The organism is Pseudomonas sp. ASL9 (assembly GCF_056680335.1).
Genome location: NZ_CM155277.1, coordinates 4131274 through 4155798, shown reverse-complemented (window position 1 = coordinate 4155798; position 24525 = coordinate 4131274). Strand labels below are relative to the sequence as shown.

The 24525-nt window shown below is 56.8% G+C and carries 20 protein-coding genes; 9 read left to right on the top strand and 11 right to left on the bottom strand.

What is annotated here, in order from left to right:
* Nucleotides 1-8 precede the first annotated feature (8 nt).
* The 5 genes from AC1ME2_RS19230 (at nucleotide 9) to AC1ME2_RS19210 (ending at nucleotide 6280) form a co-directional block, all read left to right on the top strand.
* Nucleotides 9-707, top strand: a complete 699-nt coding sequence (locus AC1ME2_RS19230) for an MtnX-like HAD-IB family phosphatase (protein ID WP_480435943.1) — start codon at nucleotides 9-11, stop codon at nucleotides 705-707.
* Nucleotides 700-2094: an aspartate aminotransferase family protein gene (locus tag AC1ME2_RS19225; protein ID WP_480435941.1), complete on the top strand. Its 1395-nt coding sequence runs from the start codon at nucleotides 700-702 to the stop codon at nucleotides 2092-2094. Before AC1ME2_RS19230 ends, AC1ME2_RS19225 begins: the two co-directional genes overlap by 8 nt.
* Entirely contained in the window at nucleotides 2091-2966 is an 876-nt protein-coding gene (locus AC1ME2_RS19220; RefSeq protein ID WP_480435939.1) for an alpha/beta hydrolase, read from the top strand. The genes AC1ME2_RS19225 and AC1ME2_RS19220 overlap by 4 nt, the downstream gene beginning before the upstream one ends.
* Before the next feature lie 168 nt (nucleotides 2967-3134).
* A complete protein-coding gene (locus AC1ME2_RS19215; protein ID WP_480435937.1) occupies nucleotides 3135-4886 on the top strand; it encodes a sensor histidine kinase in 1752 nt (583 codons plus the stop codon).
* A complete protein-coding gene (locus tag AC1ME2_RS19210; RefSeq protein WP_480435935.1) occupies nucleotides 4883-6280 on the top strand; it encodes a sigma-54-dependent transcriptional regulator in 1398 nt (465 codons plus the stop codon). The genes AC1ME2_RS19215 and AC1ME2_RS19210 overlap by 4 nt, the downstream gene beginning before the upstream one ends.
* A gap of 14 nt (nucleotides 6281-6294) precedes the next feature.
* Here the strand turns inward: AC1ME2_RS19210 and AC1ME2_RS19205 are convergent, their stop codons facing one another.
* The 3 genes from AC1ME2_RS19205 to metE all read right to left on the bottom strand — a co-directional run bounded on the left by AC1ME2_RS19205 (nucleotide 6295) and on the right by metE (nucleotide 10538).
* Nucleotides 6295-6951: a DsbA family oxidoreductase gene (locus AC1ME2_RS19205; protein WP_480435934.1), complete on the bottom strand. Its 657-nt coding sequence runs from the start codon at nucleotides 6949-6951 to the stop codon at nucleotides 6295-6297.
* A 72-nt stretch (nucleotides 6952-7023) separates the two neighbouring features.
* Nucleotides 7024-8016, bottom strand: a complete 993-nt coding sequence (locus tag AC1ME2_RS19200) for an alpha/beta fold hydrolase (protein ID WP_480435932.1) — start codon at nucleotides 8014-8016, stop codon at nucleotides 7024-7026.
* A 209-nt stretch (nucleotides 8017-8225) separates the two neighbouring features.
* Complete coding sequence (gene metE / locus AC1ME2_RS19195) at nucleotides 8226-10538, bottom strand: 5-methyltetrahydropteroyltriglutamate--homocysteine S-methyltransferase (protein WP_480435931.1); 2313 nt, start codon at nucleotides 10536-10538, stop codon at nucleotides 8226-8228.
* 107 nt (nucleotides 10539-10645) lie between these two features.
* On the opposite strand from metE, the gene metR reads away from it, so the two are divergent.
* Nucleotides 10646-11563 carry a transcriptional regulator MetR gene (gene metR / locus AC1ME2_RS19190; protein ID WP_480442221.1) on the top strand — a complete coding sequence of 306 codons (918 nt, stop codon included), beginning with the start codon at nucleotides 10646-10648 and terminating at the stop codon, nucleotides 11561-11563.
* A 117-nt stretch (nucleotides 11564-11680) separates the two neighbouring features.
* Here the strand turns inward: metR and ddlA are convergent, their stop codons facing one another.
* From ddlA to AC1ME2_RS19170, 4 genes are all read right to left on the bottom strand, one after another.
* A complete protein-coding gene (gene ddlA / locus AC1ME2_RS19185; protein ID WP_480435929.1) occupies nucleotides 11681-12769 on the bottom strand; it encodes a D-alanine--D-alanine ligase in 1089 nt (362 codons plus the stop codon).
* Nucleotides 12770-12912: 143 nt separating this feature from the next.
* Nucleotides 12913-13194 carry a type B 50S ribosomal protein L31 gene (locus AC1ME2_RS19180; protein ID WP_480435928.1) on the bottom strand — a complete coding sequence of 94 codons (282 nt, stop codon included), beginning with the start codon at nucleotides 13192-13194 and terminating at the stop codon, nucleotides 12913-12915.
* A 156-nt stretch (nucleotides 13195-13350) separates the two neighbouring features.
* Complete coding sequence (locus AC1ME2_RS19175) at nucleotides 13351-14676, bottom strand: APC family permease (RefSeq protein ID WP_480435926.1); 1326 nt, start codon at nucleotides 14674-14676, stop codon at nucleotides 13351-13353.
* A gap of 83 nt (nucleotides 14677-14759) precedes the next feature.
* Nucleotides 14760-15578, bottom strand: coding sequence for a carbon-nitrogen hydrolase family protein (locus AC1ME2_RS19170; protein ID WP_480435924.1), 819 nt, complete (start codon nucleotides 15576-15578; stop codon nucleotides 14760-14762).
* A gap of 136 nt (nucleotides 15579-15714) precedes the next feature.
* Here AC1ME2_RS19170 and AC1ME2_RS19165 point away from each other — a divergent pair, with 136 nt between their 5' ends.
* Together AC1ME2_RS19165 and AC1ME2_RS19160 are read left to right on the top strand one after the other, a co-directional pair.
* On the top strand, nucleotides 15715-16530 hold the full coding sequence (locus tag AC1ME2_RS19165; protein ID WP_480435923.1) for a helix-turn-helix transcriptional regulator: 816 nt from the start codon (nucleotides 15715-15717) through the stop codon (nucleotides 16528-16530).
* 117 nt (nucleotides 16531-16647) lie between these two features.
* The gene (locus AC1ME2_RS19160; RefSeq protein ID WP_480435922.1) at nucleotides 16648-18258 is read left to right on the top strand and encodes an FMN-binding glutamate synthase family protein; all 1611 of its coding nucleotides are present in this window, start codon (nucleotides 16648-16650) and stop codon (nucleotides 18256-18258) included.
* Nucleotides 18259-18387: 129 nt separating this feature from the next.
* Here the strand turns inward: AC1ME2_RS19160 and AC1ME2_RS19155 are convergent, their stop codons facing one another.
* The 3 genes from AC1ME2_RS19155 to AC1ME2_RS19145 are packed head-to-tail and all read right to left on the bottom strand — an operon-like array spanning nucleotide 18388 to nucleotide 21396.
* Nucleotides 18388-19902, bottom strand: coding sequence for a glucosyltransferase domain-containing protein (locus AC1ME2_RS19155; RefSeq protein WP_480435921.1), 1515 nt, complete (start codon nucleotides 19900-19902; stop codon nucleotides 18388-18390).
* A 55-nt stretch (nucleotides 19903-19957) separates the two neighbouring features.
* Nucleotides 19958-20884, bottom strand: coding sequence for a glycosyltransferase family 2 protein (locus tag AC1ME2_RS19150; protein WP_480435920.1), 927 nt, complete (start codon nucleotides 20882-20884; stop codon nucleotides 19958-19960).
* On the bottom strand, nucleotides 20881-21396 hold the full coding sequence (locus AC1ME2_RS19145) for a GtrA family protein (RefSeq protein ID WP_480435918.1): 516 nt from the start codon (nucleotides 21394-21396) through the stop codon (nucleotides 20881-20883). Before AC1ME2_RS19145 ends, AC1ME2_RS19150 begins: the two co-directional genes overlap by 4 nt.
* Nucleotides 21397-21518: 122 nt before the next feature.
* Here AC1ME2_RS19145 and AC1ME2_RS19140 point away from each other — a divergent pair, with 122 nt between their 5' ends.
* A complete protein-coding gene (locus AC1ME2_RS19140; RefSeq protein ID WP_480435916.1) occupies nucleotides 21519-22658 on the top strand; it encodes an OpgC domain-containing protein in 1140 nt (379 codons plus the stop codon).
* Nucleotides 22659-22736: 78 nt separating this feature from the next.
* Here AC1ME2_RS19140 and AC1ME2_RS19135 read toward each other — a convergent pair whose 3' ends face one another.
* Nucleotides 22737-24158: an amino acid permease gene (locus AC1ME2_RS19135; RefSeq protein WP_480435915.1), complete on the bottom strand. Its 1422-nt coding sequence runs from the start codon at nucleotides 24156-24158 to the stop codon at nucleotides 22737-22739.
* Between the last annotated feature and the right edge of the window lie 367 nt (nucleotides 24159-24525).

Below are 24525 nucleotides of genomic sequence, written 5' to 3'. Positions count from 1 at the left end.
ACCTGCAGATGATGCACTGGCATATCGTGTGTGATTTCGATGGGACCGTCACCCGGACCGACGCTGTGGATAACATCCTCGAGCGTTTCGCCGACCCTAGCTGGGAGGCCATCGAAGACGAATGGCTCTCTGGCAAGATCGGTTCGCGAGAATGCCTGGGTCGGCAGCTCGCCTTGGTGAAAGCCTCTCCATCAGAGCTTCTCGGCTATTTCGACACCGTCGATATAGACCCGGCATTTCCTGACTTCGTGGATCTTATCCTGAGCCGCGGCGCCACACTGGACATCGTTAGCGACGGCATCGAACAAGGCATCGCCCGCGTTCTTGCGCGACATGAGTGCCCGCTGTTGCCGATCATTGCCAATCGCCTGCGTCAAGTTGATGAGGATAGCTGGCGCATCGAGTTCCCGCACTCCAGCGATGCCTGCCGCGCAGCCTCCGGCAACTGCAAATGCAAGTCCGCCCCCAAAGGCAAACGCATACTGGTGATCGGCGACGGTCAATCAGACATGTGCGTGGCCGGGACCGCCGACTTCGTATTCGCCAAAGATCGCCTGGCAGAACATTGCGAACGCAGTGGCATCCCTTATGCCCGCTTCGACTCTTTTGCCGACTTACCCGCTCTGCTCGCCCGTTTGCCACACCTCGAACCGGCCCATGCAATCAGCATCCCTCTTGAACAGCAGGAACTTTTCCACCATGTCTGACATTCGTATCGCGAGCCCAGAAGACCAGATTCTTCTGGAGAAAGAAGCCAAGTATTGTTCCTTTGGCGACACCGTTCACTACATCGACCCGCCGCGTATCTTCAATCGTTGCGAAGGCTCGTACGTCTACGACACCAGTGACCAGGCTTACCTCGACCTGCAAATGTGGTACTCGGCTGTCAACTTCGGTTACGCCAACCCACGCTTGAACAACGCGCTCAAGCAACAAATCGACTCCATGCCGCAGATTGCCAGCCAATACCTGCACCGTGGCAAAATCGAGCTGTCAGAAATGATCGCCGTGGATGCCAAGAACAAATTCGGTCTGGACGGTCGCGTTCACTTCAACGTCGGCGGCTCGCAGTCTATCGAAGACTCGCTGAAAGTCGTGCGTAACGCCAGCAACGGCAAAAGCTTGATGTTCGCTTTCGAAGGCGGCTACCACGGCCGTACCTTGGGCGCTTCATCGATCACGTCCAGCTACCGCTACCGTCGCCGTTATGGCCATTTCGGCGAGCGTGCGCAATTCGTTCCTTTCCCATACCACTTCCGTGGCCCGAAAGGCATGACCAAAGAAGAATATGGCACCCACTGCGTTCAGCAGTTCGCCCGTCTGTTCGAGACTGAATACAACGGTGTTTGGGATCCGAAAACCAACCAGTGCGAATACGCAGCCTTCTACGTCGAGCCGATTCAGGGCACCGGCGGCTACGTTATCCCGCCGATGAACTTCTACAGCGAACTCAAGCACGTCCTGGATCAACACGGCATCCTGATGGTAGTCGACGAAATCCAGATGGGCTTCTTCCGCACCGGCAAGCTGTGGTCCATTGAACACTTTGACGTCAAACCCGACGTAATCGTGTTTGGTAAGGCGCTGACCAACGGCCTCAACCCACTGGGCGGCATCTGGGCTCGCGAAGAACTGATCAACCCGAAAATCTTCCCGCCAGGCTCGACTCACTCCACCTTCGCCTCCAACCCACTGGGTACTGCGGTAGGTCTGGAAATGTTCAAAATGACCTCCGAAGTCGACTACGGCGCGATGGTCATGGAAAAGGGCAAGTACTTCCTGGCTGGCCTGCAAGATCTGCAAAAACGCTACCCGATCATCGGCGACGTCGACGGTTTGGGCCTGGCACTGCGTGCGGAAATCTGCGGCCCGGATGGCTTCACCCCGGACAAGGCCACACTCGACTTCATGGTTGACGAAGGCATGAAGGGCGACATCGAAATCGACGGCAAGCGCTTGGGCCTGATCCTCGATGTGGGCGGCTACTACAAAAACGTCATCACCCTGGCACCGTCGCTGGAAATCAGCTACGCAGAAATCGATCTGGGCATTGCCCTGCTCGACCGCCTGCTGCATCGGGCCATGAAGCGGTGAACCTGCCAGAGATCGATATGGGCGAAGGTAACGCCAGTTTCGTTCTCGGCAGTGGCCCGGTCGCGGTGTTGTTGATCCACGGCCTGACCGGCACCCCGACGGAGTTACGTCGGGTTGCCCAAGGCTTGGCCAAGCGGGGGTACACCGTGTACGTACCCACGCTTGCCGGGCACTGCGGCGACAACGCCGACCTGCAAGCCACGGGCTGGAAAGACTGGTACGAGAGCGCGCGCAAGGCCTTTGTCGGCATCCGCCAACGCCACGCACAGGTGTTCGTCGGCGGGCTGTCGATGGGCGCTGTGATGTCCATGCACATGGCTGCCGAGCATCCGGGGCAAATCGCCGGTTTACTGCTGTATTCGACGACCCTGCGCTACGATGGCTGGAACATGCCGAAAGTAGCGAAGTTGAGCCATTTGGTCATGGCGATCCCGTTTGGTGTGCACCTGTGCCGCTTCAACGAGAGCTCGCCTTACGGGATCAAGGACGCACGCTTGCGGGCTATCGTCGAGCGTCAGATGAAAGCCGGCGAAAGCAGCAATGCCGGACTCCTGACCATGTCGGGTGTCAACGTTCGCGAGCTGCATCGATTGGTCGCGGTCGTGAAACGAGAAATGCCTTCGGTCACCACGCCTACGTTGGTGTTGCATTCAATCGAAGACGACATCACCAGCCGCTGGAATGCCGACTATGTCGAGAAACACCTTGGCGGGCCGGTGACTAAAGTGCTGCTCGACAACTGCTATCACATGATCACCGTGGACCTGCAGTATCGTAAGGTGATCACCCTGAGCGCGGACTTTATAGGTAGCGTGACCGAACAACCGAAACCCCATGCTGTCTCTTTGAATAATCATCGACAACTGGCCTGACCTCACCATGCTCACCCCTCACTCTTTCTGCTGCCGTCAGGCAAGCAAGTACGCCGTTTGCAGCGATTGTTTTCCCGGTGTGCTGGGGGACTGTATTGAAACCGGGCAAATGCTCCTTCTACCGGAGCGATTTGACCTTGGCATGGCTGCTGCGATAAGCGAGCGTTGATGAGCGAAGAAAAAAGCCGCACCCGAACGGTGTTTACCCTTTCGCGCTGGACCGTACAGCGCAAGCTGGTATTGGCGTTCTGGCTGGTCAGCGTAATTCCGACAATGATCGCCGCCGAACTGGCGGCGACTACGTTGTCGCAGATTTTTGAAAGTAACGTGAGCACCTGGTTGCAAGAATCGACCAGGATCGTCCAGGACGAAATCAGCGAAATTCTGCGTGTCAACGCCAGGGTCTCTCAGCTGTTCCTGCAAAACACCCGCCCGTCCGCACCCTCTGCGGCCAGGCACAATAAATTGACCTCCGATCTCGCCAATGCGATGGGCATCGACGTGGTCGCACTAATCCGCAGCAGTGACCACAAAGTGGTGTTTTCCACCGTTGCCGACAACATCATCGAACAGATCAGTATCGCGCCCAACGCGGTACTGCAAACCATCCACAACGGCAGCGTGTTCACAGGTGTCGTGGTGTCGACCTATCAGTCTACTCAGGATGGCGTCGATTATGAGTTACTGATCGGGACCTACCTGGACAGCAGCTTCCTCACCAGCGTGGCCGACGTACACTCCCTCGACCTGCGGCTGTATATGAGAGATGCCGGGGGCTTCAGCGAGATTTTTTCGACACAGCGCTTTATGAACCACCCGGCGGTCGTGCCACCCAGAATCGAACAAATCTTGCGCGAGACCAAAGAGCCCAGCGAACAGTCCACCAGCAGCTACGCCGGCCTGTATACCCCGATTTTCAATGACACCGGGGAGCTTCAAGGCGTCATTTTCAGTGGACTACTAAGGCATACCACCCTGGTCGGACTGGTCAATCAGACCAATTTATTCATGCTTATTCTATTGTTCGGCTCAGCCCTGTCGCTGGGCGTCGGCTGGTTGATTTCCCAACGCCTGACCAAGCCGTTGCGCGGTTTGTCCGAAGGCGTGCGGGCCGTAACCGCCGGCGATTATCGTCAGCGCGTCGAGGTCATCGGAAACGACGAGCTGGCCGAGCTCAGCGTGACCTTCAATGACATGACCGAACGCCTCAAAGAGCTCCAGCACCTGGAAGCACAACTGCGCCGCCGCGATCGTTTGCATACCCTGGGCGAGGTGGCCATGGGGTTGGCCCACGAGATCCGCAATCCGCTAGGTATTATCAAGACCGCCACCCAGTTGCTGCACCGCCGCGCGCAGCTGCCCGAAACCGACATGCGCCACTTGGAGTACGTGATTTCCGAGGTCACCCGGATCAACGACCTGATCACCGAGTTCCTCGACTTCGCCAAACCCAGCGCACCGATCCGCTCCACGCAACTGGCCAGGCCTCTGCTGGATGATTTGCTGGGGTTTTGCGCCCCGGAGCTGTCGATCCACCACGTCGAAGCGGTGATCATCGAGCACGACGCCAATGCCACGATTTATGCCGACGCTCGGCAACTGACTCAGGCTTGTCTGAATCTGATCCTCAACGCAATCGACGCGATGCCCACGGGCGGGCGCTTGACGGTGGGCATTGCTATCGCTCAGGAAACAACGGTCATTAGTATTTCCGACACCGGCCACGGCATTGAACCAGACATGATCGACCGTATCTTCAGCCCCTTTGTCACGACCAAGGCATCCGGCACCGGATTAGGTTTGGCGAAGGTCTTCTCGATCATGGAAAACCACGATGGCCGGGTGGAATGCGTCAGCCAAATAGGCGTCGGAGCGACGTTCAATCTGTACTTGCCAGCCTATGATGGAGAGCGGTCATGAGCCATAACGTGCTGGTGGTTGATGACGAGCCCAAGCTCTGCGACCTGCTGGCTTCAGCGCTGAGCCAAAATGATATCCAGGTGTTCACTGCCGGCAACGGCCTGCATGCCTTGGCCGTGCTCGAACGCGAAGAGATCGATCTGGTGATCAGTGACTGGCGCATGCCAGGCATGGATGGCCCGCAATTGCTGGCTGAAATCAAAGTCCGCTTCCCAATGTTGCCCGTGATCGTCATGACCGCCTACAGCACGGTGAAAAACGCTGTGCAGTCGATGCGTAATGGCGCATATGACTACATCAGCAAGCCCTTTGATATCGACGAGCTGGACATCACGGTCAACAAGGCCCTGCAGTTTCGCGACATCCTGCGCGACAACGCACGCCTGCGCGCCGAACTCGACCAGCATCAGCAGATCGACAGCCTGGTCGGTGAAAGCCCGGCCTTTCGCCAAGTGCTGCAAGCAGTCGATTCGGTGCGTGAAAGCAATGCCACCATCCTGCTGACCGGCGAAAGCGGGACCGGCAAAGAGATGGTTGCCCGCGCCATCCACAAACACGGTAACCGCGCTGACAAACCCTTTATCGCGGTCAACTGCGCCGCAATCCCCGAAGGCTTGCTCGAGAGCGAGATGTTTGGCCATCGCAAGGGCGCGTTCACCGGCGCCGTGGCTGATCGCGTCGGCCGTTTCATGCAGGCTGACAAGGGCACGCTGTTTCTTGACGAAGTGGGCGACATGCCCTTGGCGTTGCAGGCGAAAATTCTGCGCGCCTTGCAGGAGCGCGTGATCGAGCCCGTGGGTGATTCGCGTGAGCGCAAAGTTGATGTGCGAGTGATTGCCGCAACCAACAAAGATTTGCTCGAAGCGGTGGCGAAAAAGGAGTTCCGTGAAGACCTTTACTACCGCTTGAACGTGTTCCCGATCCCCCTGCCCCCTCTGCGCGAGCGGACCGAGGACATCGCGCCGCTGGCCCTGCATTTTGCTCACACGCTGGGCGCGACTGCGGGCAAACGCATCACCGGCTTCAGCCCGGAAGCCATGCTGGCGATGGCCAATTACCCATGGCCAGGCAATATCCGCGAGCTACAAAACTGCGTGGAGCGCGCCACCATCGTCGCCTCCAACCACACCATTGAAGAAAGCGATCTGCCGGCCTACCTGTTCGGCTCGCACCCTGTAGACAGCAGCGTCATCAACCTGCTCAACGAAGGCCCAGGGATCCCAAAGGACCTGGATGCAGCCCTCGCCGAAGTGGAAAAAGCCTACATCCTCGCGGCCCTGCATGAAACCCATGGCGTTCAGGCCGCCGCCGCGCAATTGATCGGCGTCTCCGAGCGCAGCCTGTGGTATCGGCTGAAAAAGCTGGAAATCCATGTGGACAAGATTGTGCGGTAAGACCCTGTGACGCGTTATTGCTGCTCGGCAGCCTCAGCAATAATCTGGCGAATGGCATCGGTGAACGCTTCCACCGGTTGCCCCCCAGACACGGCATAGCGATCGTTGAAGACGATGGTTGGCACTGAGCTGACCCCACGCGAAACCCACAACTGTTCCAGTTCACGGACCTCGGCAGCGTATTCGCCTGAAACCAGAATCGCTTCGGCACGCTGGCGGTCCAAGCCCACCTGTTCAGCCACGGCGGCCAGCACTTCATGATCCGAAGGGTTGGCGTGATCGGTGAAGTACGCGGCGAACAAGGCTTCTTTCAACGCTTGCTGCTTGCCCTCCAGCTCCGCCCAATGCAACAGGCGATGAGCATCGAAGGTGTTGTAGATACGTCGGTCCCCCTGCGAAAAGGTAAACCCCAACGCTGCACCGCGCTGGCGGATCACTTCGCGATTTTGCCGCGACTGCTCTGGCGTCGATCCGTATTTCTCGAAGATATGCTCGTTGATGTCCTGACCTTCAGCGGGCATGTTCGGATTGAGCTCGAACGGCTGGAAATGAATATCGGCCTTGACCTCATCGCCCAGCCCTTCCAGCGCCTGGGTCAACGCCCGCAGGCCAACCACACACCAGGGACAGGACACATCAGAAACGAAATCGATTTTCAGGGGCGTGCTCATGGAACCCTCGCTCACTTATCACCGTGGGAAAGTTTGCACCTTACACCTTCACAGGCGTCTTTTTCACCTGAGCTACAACTGCGCAATATGACTGCCATCGTGTTGATGCGCTTTCAGATACGGCAGAACCGCCGCCAGAAGCGGCGCCTTGAACGCCTCCTGGAAACGGTGGGCCAACCCTGGAATCAAGCGCAACTGACTGCCATGGATATGCGCGGCGACATGGATGCCGTGCATCACCGGTAACAACGGGTCGGCGGTGCCATGCACCACCAGTGTCGGCAGGCGCAGACGATCAAGCAGCTCTACGCGACTGGACTCGGCCAGAATCGCCAGAATCTGGCGCTTTACGCCATCGGGATTGAAGGCACGATCATAAGAGGTCGCCGCCTGCTGCAACAACATCTTGCGATCATCCAATACCTGCGGACTGCCTAGGGCAGCCAGCAAGTCCGCCTGTTGCTCAATGGCCACCTCGCGATTCGGCGCACTGCGTCGGGCCAGCAATTGCAGCAACGCCGGGCTTGGCTCAGGCAAACCCGGCGCGCCGGAACTGGTCATGATCAAGGTCAGGCTTTCCACGCGATCCGGCGCTATGTCCGCCAGATGCTGAGCGATCATCCCGCCCATACTCGCACCCAACACATGGAACTGCCGAACATGCAGCGCATCCATCAAGCCCAAGGCGTCATTGGCCATATCGGTCAAGCTATAAGGCGCCGAAACCGGCAAGCCAAGCTTGTAGCGCAGGACTTCATAAGTGAGGTTGGGACTGGCTGGCGCCTGTACCCACGTGGACAAACCCACATCGCGGTTGTCGTAACGAATGACCCGAAAGCCCTGCTGACAGAGCGCGACCACCACCTCATCCGGCCAGTGAATCAATTGGCCACCCAACCCCATCACCAAGACCAGCGCAGGATCGGAGGTACGCCCTATGCTCTGATAGGCCAGGTGCACCTCGTTGAGGTCGGCCACTTGCGTGGGGACGTTGACGTCGCATCGAGAAGCCGCAAAAGAAGGCAGGCCGCACAACAGTGCGACCCAAAAAATAAACACCCGCATGAAAAACACCAAGCCGCAAATCCCCAGTAGGTGCGAAGTTTGATGATGTTTTTCAAAGCGCGCTGCCACAGTTGCATGACAATTTGATGAATGCTGCCCAGTGGTCCGGGTTCAACTGTTAGCTGTATTTGTCTGGCTAAATCGCCTTCGCGAATGAATTCACTCCCACGGTAGATCGCGTACCACTGTGGGAGATTCTATGGTTGTGATCACACCAACTCGCGCCGCAGTTGCCGTGCCGCCGCCACCATGTTCACCAGCGCCGCTTCAGTCTCGGCCCAGCCACGGGTTTTCAGGCCGCAGTCGGGGTTGACCCACAGCCGTTCAGCAGGAATGTGCTTGACCGCTTTGGCCATCAGTTTGACCATCTCGGCGATCTCCGGCACTCGCGGCGAATGGATGTCATAGACGCCCGGCCCGATGTCATTCGGGTAGTCGAATGCCTTGAAGGCCTCCAGCAATTCCATGTCCGAGCGTGAGGTTTCAATGGTGATTACGTCGGCGTCCATGGCGGCAATTGATTCGATCACGTCGTTAAATTCGCTGTAGCACATATGAGTGTGAATCTGGGTTTCATCACGCACGCCAGAAGCGCACAGGCGAAAAGCCTCCACCGCCCATTCCAGATATTCCTGCCACTGTGCATGGCGTAGCGGCAACCCTTCACGGAAGGCCGCTTCGTCGATCTGCACGATCTTGATGCCGGCCTGCTCCAGATCCAGTACTTCGTCACGGATCGCCAGTGCCAACTGTTGCGCCTGAATCTTGCGTGAAACATCTTCACGCGGGAACGACCACATCAGCAGGGTCACCGGGCCTGTGAGCATGCCTTTCATGACCTTGTCGGTCAGGCTCTGAGCGTAGCGTGTCCATTCAACCGTCATGGCCTGCGGACGGCTCAGGTCACCGAAGATCACGGCGGGTTTCACGCAGCGTGAGCCGTAGCTCTGAACCCAGCCAAACCGGCTGAACGCATACCCGTCCAACTGCTCGGCGAAGTACTCGACCATGTCATTACGCTCGGCCTCGCCATGCACCAGTACGTCCAGCCCAAGACACTCTTGAACGTCCACCGCATGACGAATTTCTCGGTGCATGGCTTCGGTGTAATCGTTGGCCGACAAGGTGCCCTGTTTGAACGCCTGACGCGCCAGACGAATGGACGCGGTCTGTGGGAACGAGCCAATGGTGGTCGTCGGAAACGGTGGCAGGTTCAGCCGCGCGCGTTGCAGCTCGATGCGTTCGGCAAAGGCTGACTGACGCCGACTGTCAGCCGCAGTGATCGCAGCCAGACGTGCCTGGACGTGGGGGTTGTGGATGCGCGGTGATTGCTGGCGGCTGAGCTGTATAGCGCGGCTCTCAACCAAAGCTGCCTGCACTGCCGCAGCCTGCGGATCGTTCAAGGCCGCGCTGAGCACCGCTATTTCTTCGCACTTCTGCACGGCAAAGGCCAGCCAGCTTTTCAGTTCGGCATCGAGCGTGTCTTCACGCTGCAGGTTCACCGGGCTGTGCAGCAACGAGGACGACCCGGCCACCCACAAGTTGTCGCCGAAACGGCTTTGAGCCCGTTGCAGCTGCTCTAGCGCGTTGTCCAGGTCGCAACGCCAGACATTACGCCCGTTGACCACACCCAACGACAGCACCTTATAGGTCGGCAGACGGTCAAGCACTGCCGCCAGCTGTTCCGGCGCACGCACCAGATCGATGTGCAAGCCCGCCACTGGCAGCGCCACCGCCAGCCCAAGGTTGTCTTCCAGGCCGCCGAAGTAGGTGGCCACCAGTTTTTTCAACGGCGAATATTGCAGGCTGTGATAAGCGCGTTCAAACGCGTTTTTCCAGGCTTGTGGCAGGTCGAGGGTCAGGATCGGTTCATCGATCTGTACCCATTCAACACCCTGCGCCGCCAGACGTCCGAGGATTTCGCCGTACAACGGCAGCAGGCGTTCCAGCAAATCAAGTTTGTCGAAGCTGTCGCCCTTGGCTTTGCCCAGCCACAGATACGTCAAAGGGCCAATCAACACCGGCTTGACGGCATAACCGAGCGCATGGGCTTCGTCGACCTCTTCGAACAACTGCTCCCAGCTCAGCTGGAAACGCTGATCCTCAGTGAACTCAGGGACTAGATAGTGGTAGTTGGTATCGAACCACTTGGTCAGTTCCTGAGCGTATTGCGCCTGGCCATGATGACTGCCGCAGCAATGATCACTGGCGCCACGGGCCATGGCGAATAAGGTATCGAGCGTCGGCAAGCCGGCGCCATCTCTAGTGCCAGCGAAGCGTTCAGGGATCACGCCGAAGGTCAGCGAATGAGTCAGCACCTGGTCGTACCAGGCGAAGTCGCCCACTGGCAATAGATCTATCCCGGCGTCTTTCTGCAACTGCCAGTTGATAGCGCGCACTTCACGGCCGACTGCCCGCAGCCCCGCCTGATCAAGATCGCCTTTCCAATACGCTTCCAGCGCTTTTTTCAATTCACGATCAGCGCCGATGCGCGGAAATCCAAGATTGTGGGCCAAGGCCATGACAACGTCCTCCCGATAAAAGATGACGCTATTGTCGACAGTCCGACCAACATGAGACAAACTCATTGTATTCGTGTTGATCACAAAGTTTTTTCATGGAGCCTGTTGTGCTGGAAATCCGCCACCTGAAAACCCTGCACGCTTTGCGCGAGGCCGACAGCCTTGTGGAAGCCGCCGAACGCCTGCACCTGACGCAATCTGCCTTGTCCCATCAGTTCAAAGAGCTGGAGGAGCGCATGGGCATGTCGCTGTTCACGCGTAAGACCAAACCGGTACGGTTCACCAGTGCCGGGCTGCGCCTGTTGCAGTTGGCTGATTCCGTGTTGCCACAACTGCGGGGCGCCGAGCGCGATATTGCTCGTCTGGCCGGCGGTACTGCGGGGCGCCTGCACATGGCCATCGAATGCCATAGCTGCTTCCAGTGGCTGATGCCAACCATCGACCAGTTCCGCGACGCATGGCCGGAAGTCGAGCTGGACCTGTCGTCCGGTTTTTCTTTCGCGCCGCTGCCCGCACTGGCCCGTGGCGATCTGGACCTGGTGGTGACCTCCGATCCGCTGGAGCTGGTGGGCATCACTTACGTGCCGTTGTTCACTTACGAAGCCATGCTGGCGGTCGCCAATCAGCATCCGCTGGCGAACAAGCCCTATGTCGTCCCGGAAGACCTGCTCAAGGAAACCTTGATCACCTACCCGGTAGAGCGTGACCGGTTGGACATCTTCACCCGTTTTCTGGAGCCGGCCGATGTTGAACCCGCGCAGGTACGCACCTCGGAGTTGACGGTGATGATGATGCAACTGGTCGCCAGCGGACGCGGCGTATGTGGCATGCCCCATTGGGCGCTGCATGAATACAGCTCACGGGGTTATGTGAAGGCCAAGCGTCTGGGCGAAAAAGGCTTATTCGCCACGCTGTACGCCGGCATCCGCGCCGACATGCTCGACGCGCCGTACATGCGTGATTTTCTGCTGACCGCTAAAGACACCTCGTTTTCAACGCTGGATGGGGTGAGTGCCGTCAGATGAGGATGTATCGCCTGATCTGACGCCTTCGCGAATAAATTCGCTCCCACGCAGCCTGCTCGGGGAGCGCACGATCCGTTGTGGGAGTGAATTTATTCGCGAATGGTTTGATGCGGTCGCCTAGAAAATATCAGTCTTGAGCAATCGGGCTTCATCTGCCCGCTCCAGCGCCAACACGATCAACCGGTCGATCAGCGCCGCATACGACAGGCCGCTCGCCTGCCACAGTTTCGGGTACATGCTGATCGAGGTGAAGCCTGGAATAGTGTTGACCTCGTTGATGATGATTTCGCGTGCCGCAGTCACAAAAAAGTCGACGCGTGCCATGCCTGAGCATTCGAGTACTCGATAAGCCTGCAACGCCACTTCACGCACCTGATCAGCCAGCCCATCCGCCAGTTCGGCAGGAATGGCGATCCGCGCCTGACCGTCATTCAGGTATTTGGTGTCGTAGGCGTAGAACTCATCGTTGGCGATCACCTCACCGCAAACGCTGGCCTGCGGCTCGCGGTTGCCCAGGATCGCGCATTCAACTTCACGGCCTACCATGCCTCGCTCGATCAGCACCTTATGGTCGTAGCTGAACGCCAACGCCAACGCCGTGATAAAGCCCGCTTCGTCGGTCACCTTGCTGACGCCGACCGACGAGCCTTGGCTGGCGGGTTTGACGAAGAGCGGCAGGCCCAACTGCTCGACCAATGCGCTGAAGTCAGCCGATTGATTGCGTGTCAGCACCACAAAAGGCGCCACCGCAATCCCGGCATCGCGCAACAGACGCTTGGTCACGTCCTTGTCCATGCACACCGCCGAGCCCACTACATCCGGGCCCACGAACGGAATATTCAGCAACCGCAGCAAGCCTTGCAGCGAGCCGTCTTCACCGAAGCAACCGTGAATCAGCGGAAACACCGCGTCGATCCGCGCCAGCGCCACACCGCTTTCGACCTCAATGAACTGCCCGCCCGCACTCCCCGGAAGCAGAGACAGGTAGTTGCCCGATGGGCTTAGCGTGATCTTCGCCGGATCGTTGGCGTTCAGCAGATAATCGTTCTCATCGAACCGCAACCAGCGGCCCAGCTTGTCGACGCCGATCAAGGTAATGTCGTAACTGCCGCGATCGATCGCATTTATCACATTACGGGCTGACTGCAACGAGACTTCGTGCTCGCTGGATTGCCCACCAAAGACGATGGCGATTGTTTTTTTCAACGTGGCGATTCCTTATTTTCAAGCCACAGAGATAAAAACAATTTTCGGCGTTCGTCCAGTGGCGCAGGGCAACGTACAGGCAAAAAAATCTCACGCTATGAACACTCTAAAAGCAAGGGTTCATAACGCGAGACCGATTTGACTCATCCGGCAGTGGGTCCGTCTTTCTTGCCCCCGGAGCCAAATATCGCAAAACGCTTGTTGAAGCCCGCAATACGGCCTTCAGCATCGGCTTTGCGGTGATGCCCGGTGTACATCGCGTGAGAGGCGCTGGAGATATCGAGCGCCACATACGGGTACGTGTTGCCATCAGTGTGCTTGAGGGTGCGATCCGTTTTAACGGTGGAGCCAATCAGGAAGTACTCATCGGCGGCCGTGTCATGAAACAGCACGATTCGGTAATCGGGATGGATTCCAGTTTTCATGGTGAGTTTGCCTCCGCAAAATACGTTCAGTCAGTGTGGATTACACCGAAAGAGAACGCAGAGGCACGCCGATAATGGATCGCAATAAGCCTAGATCGTTGTGGTCTAGCCATTCGCAGGCGACGCGGTCTGTCTGGCAGACCGCACGTGCATGGATCAGGTCGCTTCCTGGAAGTCCATCTCCGGTGGCTGACGACGGAAGCCGCCGGTGAGCCATGCCAGATAGACGCAACCAATCGCCAGCCAGCTCAGACCCAGGATAATCGCCAGCTTGTCTAGGCTGATCATCAGCCACAGGTCAGCGGCCAGACCGATCAACGGAAAGATCAGGAACAGCACAAGTTCACGTAGGCCGCGCTTTTCCCCACCGATCCAGTAGTGGAAAATCACTGACAGGTTGACCAGACTGAAGGCCAGGAACGCGCCGAAGTTGATGAAGGAGGTCGAGGTCGTGACGTCCAGTTTCAACGCCAGCAGAGCGACCACTCCGCACAGCACAATGCTGTTGACGGGCGTGCCGAAACGCTCGTTCAGGCGCCCGAAAAAAGATTTCGATAAAACCCCATCGCGACCCATGGCGAACAACAGGCGCGAACCGCTGGCCTGTGCTGACAAGCCTGAGGCGAACTGACCCACGATCAGACCGATGAGGAAGATCGACACGAACAGATCACCGCCAATATTGCGGGCGATTTCATAGGCCGCCGAATCGACGTTCTCGAACACGAACGAGGGATGTGCCAACTGCACGAAGTACGAGACCCCTACGAAGACCAAACCACCAATCAGGGTAATCAACATGATCGCCCGGGGAATGGTGCGACGTGGGTCTTTGGTTTCTTCAGTCAAGGTACTGACTGCGTCGAAACCGAGGAACGAATAACAGGCAATCGCCGCGCCACTCATGATCAGCGGCATGTGCATGTCGCCACTGAAGAAGGGTGCCAACGTCCACAGGGGTTTGCTCGCATCGCCGCCGATGTAATGAATACTCAGCGCGACGAACGCCGCCAGCACCAGGAATTGCACGATCATTAGCAATGCGTTGATGGTATTGGCCAGTTTCAAGCCGACCACGTTGATCACGCTGGTAATGACGATGAACGCCAAGACCCAGACCGGTTGCGGAATCGCCGGAAACGCCGAACCGAGGTAGGCCGCGCCGATCAGCCAGATGGCCATGGGCAGGAACAGGTAATCAAGCAGCACCGCCCAACCGGCGATAAAGCCCAGTTTCGGGCTGATGGCTTTGCGTACGTAGCTGTAGGCCGACCCTGCGACCGGGAACGCCGCGGCCATGCGGCCGTAACTCATCGCCGTGAAGAACATTGCCACCAGCGCCGCCAGATACGCTGCGGGCACCATGCCGTTGGTGGATTGCGCGAGAATGCCGAAAGTACCGAGTACGATAATCGGTGTCATATAAGCGATGCCAAACAGCACCACCGACCCTAGTGAAAGGGTGCGTTGCAAATGAGCCATGAGCGACTACTCCGAATTTATTGGTTTTATGGCAGAGAAAAGTTCGGCAGAACAAAAACAGTTGTTGTTATAAAAATCCGTGCTTATCGGGGAATCAACAGCTCACGCCGGCCATCGGCGTGTTCGACGACTTCGCCTGGTAAACACAGGCGCTGGTCGTTCAAATAACGGTAATCGCGGCGCGCGGCAGTCAGCTGACTGAGGTCCAGCTCGACGCTGAACTGGCTTTCTTCGCGCCCCGCTTCGTACAGCAGACTGCCAAACGGGTCGACCAAGGCACTGCCTCCGGCAAACAACAGGCCGCCATCGCCTTCGCCAACGCGGTTGACCATCAGCGCAAACGCTTGGTTTTCCTGGGCTCTGGCCATGATCGCGGTGCGATGCGTTGGGCCGTACGGGTCCATATTGCCGTTGGTGACAACGATCAGATCAGCCCCCAACTGCGCGATGGCACGCGCCGTTTCCGGGAATTCGATGTCGTAACAGATCAGCAGACCGACCCGTATGCCCTTCCACTCACACGTGGCGAAGCGGTCACCGGGGCTGAACACACCATGGTCTGACGCCCACAGGTGTGTCTTGCGATAGCGCAGGGCAATGCCTTCAGGGGTAATCAGCAACGTGGTGTTGAAATACTGACCGTTATCATTTTCGGCAACGCCGATCACCACGGCGATATCACGCTCGCGGGCAGCCTGTTGCACCGCTTGTACGGTCGGACCGTCCAGCGGCTCGGCGATCCGGGCCACGGTGTCGGCCGAAGGGAAGCCCATCAGATGGGTTTCCGGAAAGACGATCAACTGGGTGTCGCTGGCGCAGGCGGCAATCGCTGCCAAGGCACGCCGCAAGTTGTAGGCGGTGCCGTTATCCTGGCCTGCCAGTTGGGCGAGTTCGACCTTCATGGGTTCTCCTTATTTATCGTCGTAGCCGACCCGGCACAATAAATGCTGGCCTGGTCATTGGCTCTGCGGGCAGTATGCGCATCAGCAGCGTGTGCGGGGAATTACGCAGCTGTGGTAACCCAATAGGGGTAGATGTATGACAATCGCACTACAGGACATCGCTTGGCATCGCTCGGTCGCACAATTGATAGACGCGCTGGACAAGCCGAACTTCTGGGCTCAATTGGTGCGCCAGCTTAATCAATACGTGAATTTCGATAGCTGGGTCGCGCTGCAGTTCAGCTCCCGGCAACGTCCTCTGGTGTTCGCTGAATGCCCCGGTGAAGATGGCACGCCCGACCAGTTGTTCCAGGACTATCTCAAGGGCCTGTACCTGCTTGACCCGTTCTACATCGCCAGCCGCGAGCTCTCGCAGACCGGATTATTTCGTTTGGCAGAGGTGGCGCCGGAACACTTTGAACTTACCGAGTATTATCAGCGCTACTTTCGCCTGAACGTGGTGGCCGATGAGATTCAGTTCAACTGCCAACTCGATGCGGATCGCACCGTGTGCCTGTCACTGGGTTCGACCGAGCGGTTCAGCAGCGAACAAATCGCCCTGCTTTCGCTGATTCAGCCCTGGGTGGTGGCCTTGCTCCGACAACGCATGCCGTTCGAACTGCCTGAACCGGATGTTCGGTCCGAGCAACAAATGCAGACGCTGCAACCGGTCAATGATTGGCGTACCCAGCTGGAGGCATCGGTGCAGCAGAGCAGAGGCGCGCAATTAACCGCCCGTGAGCTGGATGTCGGGCGGCTGATGCTCAGCGGCTGCTCCAGTAAGGAGATCGCCCGCAAACTGGAAATCTCCGCCGAAACCGTGCGGGTGCACAAGAAGCACATCTACAGCAAGCTCGGCATCAAGTCGCAGTCGGAGCTGTTTTCGATTTTTCTTCAGGCACAAAGTGTCTGAATCGAGGGAAGGTTTCATTGCCAGTCCACAGAGACCCGGAGTGAAACCACCGATTGATAGGCGCGGAACAGCGCCACCGTTTTTACATTAACCGTCATTAAACCCCCAGGATTCCGCATGAGCTTGTCCCTTCTCAGTCGTTACGCCTTCTTTGTGTTTTGCGTGTTATTCACCCTTGCCAGTATTCCGTTCTGGCACCACGAATGGCTTTGGCCCTTCACCCTGGTCAGCGGCGTGCTCAGCCTGATCGGCATCGGCGACCTGTTGCAGTCCCCGCACGCGGTACGCCGTAACTACCCGATCCTGGGCAATATCCGCTACCTGGTCGAAGGCATCCGCCCGGAGATCCGCCAGTACCTGCTGGAGTCCGACAATGACGCCCTGCCCTTCTCTCGGGCCCAACGCTCGCTGGTGTATTCGCGCGCCAAAAATGAAACGGCGGACAAACCTTTCGGCACCCTGATTGATGTCTACCAGACCGGTTTCGAATTCATCGGCCACTCGATGCGCCCGGCACCGTTGAGCGATCCTCACGCCTTTCGTGTGATCGTCGGCGGTCCGCAGTGCACACAACCGTACTCGGCCTCGGTCTTCAATATCTCGGCGATGAGCTTTGGCTCGCTGAGCGCAAACGCGATTCGTGCGCTGAACCAGGGCGCCAAACTCGGCAACTTCGCCCACGACACCGGCGAAGGCAGTATCAGCCCGTATCACCGGGAAAACGGTGGCGATTTGACTTGGGAACTGGGCAGCGGCTACTTCGGCTGCCGGACGTCGGATGGTCGTTTCGACCCGGTGCGCTTCGCCGCGCAGGCAAAGGACCCGCAAGTGCGAATGATCGAAATCAAGATGAGCCAAGGCGCCAAACCGGGCCACGGAGGCATCTTGCCCAAGGGCAAAGTGACCAAGGAAATCGCTGAAACCCGCGGCATCATGATGGGCGAAGACTGCATCTCACCCTCGCGGCACAGTGCGTTTTCGACCCCTTACGAGCTGATGCACTTCATTGCTCAGCTGCGCGAGCTGTCCGGTGGCAAACCCGTGGGCTTCAAGTTCTGCCTGGGGCATCCGTGGGAGTTCATGGGCATCGCCAAAGCCATGCTTGAGACCGGCATCCTTCCGGACTTCATCGTGGTCGACGGCAAAGAGGGCGGCACCGGCGCAGCGCCAGTGGAATTCACCGACCACATGGGCGTGCCGATGCGTGAAGGTCTGCTGTTCGTGCACAACACCCTGGTCGGCCTGAACCTGCGGGACAAGATCAAACTCGGTGCCAGCGGCAAGATCGTCAGCGCTTTCGACATCGCTAGCGTGCTGGCCATCGGCGCTGATTGGGCCAACTCGGCACGCGGCTTCATGTTCGCGATTGGCTGCATTCAGTCGCAAAGCTGCCACACCAACAAATGCCCGACCGGCGTCGCTACCCAGGATGCATTGCGTCAACGGGCACTGGTAGTGCCAGACAAAGCCCAACGGGTGTTCAACTTTCACCGCAGCACGCTCAAGGCTTTAGCCGAAATGCTGGCCGCCGCCGGGCTCGATCATCCTTCGCAGCTTGAGGCCAAACACCTGGTCCGACGCATCTCCGCCACCGAGATCAAGTTGTTCTCGCAGTCCCATGTATTCCTCAAGCCCGGCGAATTGCTGACCGGCGAGGTGGATGGCGAGTTCTACTCCAACATGTGGCAGATGGCGCGAGCCGACAGTTTTGAGCCTAATGCGATCTGAGGCCGTCGATTGAATTCGACATTAGCCCGCACGCCAGCTATATCGGGACAGGGATCGTCCTTCTTTTGCTCGCGTGCCCTGTCACCAAAAAGGGCAAACAACAAAAAATTGTCGTTTCTTATTTAGCCATCAGGGTTGGGCCGTATAGGCCTCAGAATCCGTTATCGTGGCAAATACAATATAACCGTCACCGTCAACCAGATAAATGCTGTAAAACTTGTTATCCACCACCCGCACATGTTCTTTATTTCCCACCGAAGTCTCGAAGTCTTTTTTTGCTGACCATCCCGCTACATTGGTAATTCCGATCCTCGGTAAACGCTCGGCAACAAATATCTGTCCCATATCAGTCAATACGTACCGCAGGGCCGGCATCAGCGTCAGCGCACCATGAGCGCCGGGTATCCAGTTCACAACGGCATCAGGCCCTATCAAATAAAAGCGCTTCACGTTGTTCAGCTCTTGGTGAGAGGTCAAATCATACCCGAGGTCATGTACGACACTCAGCTCAAGTTCTTTTCTGGCGATAAGCACATGTCCATACGCGTAAGAGAACGACAGCATACACACGACGGGCACAGCCAAAAACCAGCGTGAGCGTGGATGAATTCGCTCCAGCACCGAGTGACTCAAGAAAAACATGAAGACCAGTAACGTCGAGAATCCCATCAGATTACGGGCATCAGCTATGCCGGGATCGCTGAACAGAATTCTAATCCCAGGAACAACTAAAACCATGAGCGGCAGCATGCCCAGGCCAACGACCAGCACTGCTATTTTCTTCGCAGCATGCTGTTTAATAGTGATGACATTACTAAAAGTCAAAACATAGCCAACGGCAGCGAGCGCCAACAAAATGACTGAAAACCAACTATTACCTTCGTTAAATAGCAAACCAACCTTTTCCATCGCCAGCGTAAAACGAGATCCAACTGCCGCAAACCAGTGGCTATCCCAAGCAATTAAATCGCCGCGGGATGTGGCGTAAAACTGATAAGCGGTGAAATAATAAACAATACCGCCCACGCCCAATTGAGCCCCTTTCTGAAGCAGCGAACATAAAACTTCACCCAGCGGCTCCTTTTCACGAAGCGATTTAATGACCTCTATACAACACAGCCCTACGAACACGCTAATCACCAACTGATACAACCCCATCGCAACCGCAATCAATAATCCCGGCACGCCAAGCTGCCACACCCTGTTCGGCGAGCGGTATGTAATGGCATATATCATCGCGACGACACTCAACATCATGGCTGGGCCGTCATATTGATAGGTCAAATTACCGAGAAAAAAAGGACTGTATCCCATAGGGAGTACCACAAGGCACTGAGTAAAACCTATTTTTTTGTAATAGTGCAAGACCAAACTCGTTAATGCTAACGCCAACGCCGTCGTAGAAATAAAAAGAGGCAGCGGAAAAATATTTATCGTTCCATTAGTAAACGCTAACGCCTTATGCATTATCTCATTCAGTATTCGGCCTTGGGTTCTCCACGCATCGTCTGCCAACAACAACGATCTCCATTGATCATCAAAAAAAGAATAATCAGCTTGAATAATTGGGTACACATAAAACAGCATGGCCAGCAAGAAAAATACGAATAGTTCTCCGGCGGTCAGATTCTTATCAAGCCTCATTACCCTCTCCTTTCCAGCCCATTTCCTATGATCCGAGCAACAACTATTAGGGCGCTCATTTTTTACCTACAACATTCTTTACGACATACCTTGGTCGATGCTTGGCTTCCATATAAATCCGGCCAATGTACTCACCCAATACGCCGATCCCCACGAGCTGCACTCCGCCCAAAAACAGAATGGCGGTCATCAACGATGTGTAACCGGGCACATTGTTACCGAAGAACAATTTGTCCAGCACCCTGAAAACGGCATACAACAATGAGAATAACGAGACCGCGCCACCGACATAGGTCCACACGCGCAAAGGAACGGTACTGAAGGAGGTGATGCCGTCCAGCGCCAGGTTCCACAGCTTCCAGCCATTGAACTTGGTGACGCCCGCCACCCGTACCGCCCGGTCGTACTCGATGACGACGGTCGTAAATCCCGCCCATGACAGCACGCCTTTCATGAACAGTTGCTGCTCCGGCAACGCTTTGACTACATCCACCACCTTGCGGTCCATCAGCCGAAAGTCCCCGACATTTTCTTCAATCTTCGTGCTGGCAATCAGGTTGAGTACTTGATAGAACATCGCTGCGGCGTAACGCTTGGCATAGCTGTCCGCCGAACGATCATGCCGCTTGGCCAATACTACGTCAGCGCCCTTTTCCCATTCGCGAACCAGCAGCGGAATGACATTGACCGGGTCTTGCAGATCAACATCCATCGGAATGATTACCTCACCGCTCGCGTATTCAAGCCCTGCGAACAACGCTGCTTCCTTACCGAAGTTGCGCGAAAAATTCACCACCAGAACATTGTCATCCGCGAGCGCCAATGCCTGAGCAAACTCGCCGGTGTGGTCCGAACTCCCATCGTTAACGAAAATGATCTCGACGCAATATGACGCCAGCAAAGGCTCTTGCCTGACGGCTTGATAAAACAGCGCAATCGCTTGTTCTTCATTAAAGACGGGAACGATGAGCGAGATTTTCAAGAGGTATGCTCCCGAAAAACTACACACTTGGAATAGAAGTAGCCACCGATCAGGCTGATGGTTGAAAACAGGAGCAGCGTTATTAACGCCGGCAGTCTTAGCACCTCTGCTGCCTGCCCGACGCCCAGGCTCACTAACCCCATAAAACCGAAGAACAACACATAACGCGACCAGGATGCCTTGGCCCTAAAGGTATATCGGGCGTTGGCATAAAACGACAGTGATACCGCCACACTAAAGGCGCTCAGGTTGCTGTACGCCTGACTGATGCTCATACCAAGGTGCAGCACCAAAAATACACTCCAGTGAACCAACGTGTTAGCAAGTCCTATCGATATATACTTTTGAAAATCCTTTGAAATCCGGTTTAATGCCCCTGTCATGTTTAACCCGCCATTGGCAGCGAAGAGTGGCTGGTGTCCAAAGTAGATCGCCTCAGTCAGCGCGTCTACTGTCATAAATGACAGTAGACGCCGCCAACGAAGCCCTGAGACATTCAGCAATAAGAGCATTTTGCATTCACCGTTAAAACCCGACACCCTGCCGCGCTGACGGCCTACCTGATCGACCGCACGGAACCTACGGGTCCAGCGGCCGATACTCATTAAACCTATTGTGCAAAGAGCCCACCGTTATGGCTAACGGACGTGACCCTCGAATCGACTTCTTTCGAGGCTTGGCGCTGATCTTCATTTTTTGGGATCACGTACCCGGCAACCCTTTAGCGCAGCTCACTGTGCGCAACTTCGGCTTCAGCGACGCGGCGGAGATCTTCGTGTTCCTCGCCGGTTATGCGGCAGTGCTGGCCTATGGGCGCATCGCCCTGCGCGATGGTTTTGTCGTCGCCTGCGTCCGCATCCTGCGGCGGGCGTGGGTGCTGTACGTGGTGCATATTTTCCTGCTGACGCTGCTGATGGGCATCGTGTTCGTCGCCAACAATCATGTCGAAACCCGCGATATGATCCAGGAAATGGGCTTGGGCTACTTCGTCAGAAACCCGCAACAAGCCTTGGCCGAAGGGTTACTCCTGCGCTTCAAACCCAACCTGACTGACCCGTTGCCGCTCTACATTTTGCTGCTACTGGCGTTGCCACTGATCCTGCCCTGGCTGCTGCGCCAGGCCGAATGCGTGGTAGCCCTGTCCGTTGCGTTGTACCTGATGGTGCCGCTGTTTGGCTGGAATCTGTCGGCGTATGAAGGTGGCGTGTGGTATTTCAACCCGGTGGCCTGGCAACTGCTGTTCGTCCTCGGCGGCGCCTGCGCCATTCGTGGGCAACGGCTTAGCGTCCAGCAACCACGCCCTCTGACGCAACAACCGTGGTTCATCCTCTGCGCAACTTACGTGGTGATCACCGGGCTGATCACCTTCTCGTGGCAATGGCCGGGGCTGCACGATGCGCTGATGCCGACAGTCATCTCCGAGCGGCTGTACCCCATCAGCAAAACCGACCTCTCACCCCTGCGTCTGCTGCACTTCCTGGCGCTGGCCTACTGCACCGCGAAACTGCTGCCGATAAGTCAGGCATGGCTGAACAACTGGCCCGCCCAACAAGCCTGCCGCATGGGCCGCTACTCGCTGGGGGTTTTCTGCTTTGGCGTATTGTTGGCCCCCTTGGCCGACATGGCCAATGCCCTGGCGGGCGATACTTGGCCGATGCAGGTGTGCACGGCGCTGGCGGGGTTGGGCTTGATGATGTTGTTGGCGAGCGGCCTGGAATGGAACAAACAACTTGGGACGCCCAAGCAGGCGGGGGCAGACTTGCCTGCAAAGTGATCTAGAAAATACAGAAAATAGAGAGGCGTATAAAAAAGCCCTGATCAACCGACCAGGGCTTTTGCGTTTCAAGCGGTGTTATGACGCCGTACGTATAGCGCCCACTGCTTCGTTTTTAGGCGACAGTTTGAGTGCGTAGAACAACACCGTCAGGAGCACCAGGAATGCCGGGCCGACGTACAGAGCGATGCGGGTTTCTTCGAAGTAGGCCATCAGGCCAACTACCAGAATCAGGAACGCCAGCGCCAGATACGAGCTGAGTGGCCATAACCACATGCGGAACTTCAGTTGATCTCGCTCGGTTTTGCTCAGCCCACGGCGGAACTTGAGCTGTGCGAGCAGGATCATGGCCCAGGTCCAAATCGCGCCGAAGGTGGCGATGGCCGTTACCCAGACGAAGACTTTTTCCGGCACCAGGTAGTTAAGCAATACGCCGATCAACAAAACAAAAATCGACAGCAGCAGGGCGCGACGCGGTACGCCGTTGGCAGAGGTTTGCGCGAAGCTACGCGGCGCCTGGCCGTTCTGCGCCAGGCTGTAGAGCATGCGCCCGGTGCTGAAGATGCCCCCGTTGCAGGACGACAGGGCCGCAGTGATCACCACGAAGTTGATAATGCCGGCGGCGGTCTTGATCCCTAGCCGTTCGAAGGTCATCACGAAAGGACTGCCCTGGGTGCCGATTTCGTTCCACGGGTAGATCGACAAAATCACGAACAGCGCGCCGACGTAGAACAACAGGATCCGCCAGAACACCGAGCCAATCGCGCTGGGAATGGTTTTTTGTGGGTTCTTCGCTTCACCGGCGGTCAGGCCGATCATTTCGACGCCGAGGTAGGCGAACATCACCATTTGCAGGGACATCAGGACGCCTTGCACGCCATGGGGCATGAAGCCGCCGTAGCTCCACAGGTTGGAGATGCCCAACGCCACGCCGTTATTGCCGAAACCAAAGGCGATGACACCGATACCGCCGACGACCATGGCGATGATGGTGACGATCTTGATCAAGGCAAACCAGAACTCGAATTCACCGAAGGCTTTGACGGCGATCAGGTTGATGGTGCCCATGCTGATCAGTGCCGCCAACGCCCAGGTCCAGCGCGGTACGTCCGGGAACCAGACGCCCATGTAAACCGCAACGGCGGTGATTTCCGCAACGCAGGTTACCAGCCACAAGAACCAGTAGTTCCAGCCGGTAAGGAAGCCCGCCAACGGGCCGAGGTAGTCTTGTGCGTAACGGCTGAAGGAGCCAGCGACCGGGTTGTGCACGGCCATTTCACCGAGGGCGCGCATGATCACCAGGATCGCCAGGCCGCCGATGATGTAAGACAGCATGATCGCGGGCCCTGCCATCTCGATGGCTTTGGCAGAACCGAGAAACAGGCCGACACCAATACAGGCACCTAGAGCCATCAGGCGGATGTGGCGCTCGCCCAACTCTCGTTTCAGAGGTCCACCTTGAGCGGTCTCTATGTGCAAAGCGTGCTTGCCGACTGGCATATATTTACAACCTCGTATTGTTATTGGATGTGTAGTCAGTCGACGATTCAAAGCACCGGCGGATAAGCCAGTGCACCGCGCTATCAAGCTCATCCTTGTGAGTGAGCCCGTCATGCGGGAAGGGTCCTACTGAAATCGGCGGCGAGTACTGCACGAAAAAGGTGCACACAAATGCCTCGATAAAGAGCGGCTATCAGAAAAGGTCAGTGATGCCTTTCACAATAGCCGCGCAGTATAAAAATCAATAGCTAGTTAATTTCACTATATAAATGTCTTTATTTGGCGATAATTCACGGCAAAAACCGCTTTGAGAGAGGGATATATTCTGTCATGTGTATTTTTGTCGATCTCATCTGTGCGGGCCGTT

What these genes read in the sequence shown, in the direction of transcription:
- AC1ME2_RS19140 (WP_480435916.1), top strand. Translation starts at nt 21,519, where the DNA reads ATGGCTAACGGACGTGACCCTCGAATCGACTTCTTTCGAGGCTTGGCG.
- AC1ME2_RS19215 (WP_480435937.1), top strand. Translation starts at nt 3,135, where the DNA reads ATGAGCGAAGAAAAAAGCCGCACCCGAACGGTGTTTACCCTTTCGCGC.
- AC1ME2_RS19180 (WP_480435928.1), bottom strand. Translation starts at nt 13,194, where the DNA reads ATGAAAACTGGAATCCATCCCGATTACCGAATCGTGCTGTTTCATGAC.
- metE (WP_480435931.1), bottom strand. Translation starts at nt 10,538, where the DNA reads ATGGCCTTGGCCCACAATCTTGGATTTCCGCGCATCGGCGCTGATCGT.
- AC1ME2_RS19135 (WP_480435915.1), bottom strand. Translation starts at nt 24,158, where the DNA reads ATGCCAGTCGGCAAGCACGCTTTGCACATAGAGACCGCTCAAGGTGGA.
- AC1ME2_RS19165 (WP_480435923.1), top strand. Translation starts at nt 15,715, where the DNA reads ATGACAATCGCACTACAGGACATCGCTTGGCATCGCTCGGTCGCACAA.
- AC1ME2_RS19210 (WP_480435935.1), top strand. Translation starts at nt 4,883, where the DNA reads ATGAGCCATAACGTGCTGGTGGTTGATGACGAGCCCAAGCTCTGCGAC.
- AC1ME2_RS19145 (WP_480435918.1), bottom strand. Translation starts at nt 21,396, where the DNA reads ATGCTCTTATTGCTGAATGTCTCAGGGCTTCGTTGGCGGCGTCTACTG.
- AC1ME2_RS19225 (WP_480435941.1), top strand. Translation starts at nt 700, where the DNA reads ATGTCTGACATTCGTATCGCGAGCCCAGAAGACCAGATTCTTCTGGAG.
- AC1ME2_RS19200 (WP_480435932.1), bottom strand. Translation starts at nt 8,016, where the DNA reads ATGCGGGTGTTTATTTTTTGGGTCGCACTGTTGTGCGGCCTGCCTTCT.
- AC1ME2_RS19160 (WP_480435922.1), top strand. Translation starts at nt 16,648, where the DNA reads ATGAGCTTGTCCCTTCTCAGTCGTTACGCCTTCTTTGTGTTTTGCGTG.
- AC1ME2_RS19230 (WP_480435943.1), top strand. Translation starts at nt 9, where the DNA reads ATGATGCACTGGCATATCGTGTGTGATTTCGATGGGACCGTCACCCGG.
- AC1ME2_RS19155 (WP_480435921.1), bottom strand. Translation starts at nt 19,902, where the DNA reads ATGAGGCTTGATAAGAATCTGACCGCCGGAGAACTATTCGTATTTTTC.
- AC1ME2_RS19175 (WP_480435926.1), bottom strand. Translation starts at nt 14,676, where the DNA reads ATGGCTCATTTGCAACGCACCCTTTCACTAGGGTCGGTGGTGCTGTTT.
- AC1ME2_RS19205 (WP_480435934.1), bottom strand. Translation starts at nt 6,951, where the DNA reads ATGAGCACGCCCCTGAAAATCGATTTCGTTTCTGATGTGTCCTGTCCC.
- AC1ME2_RS19170 (WP_480435924.1), bottom strand. Translation starts at nt 15,578, where the DNA reads ATGAAGGTCGAACTCGCCCAACTGGCAGGCCAGGATAACGGCACCGCC.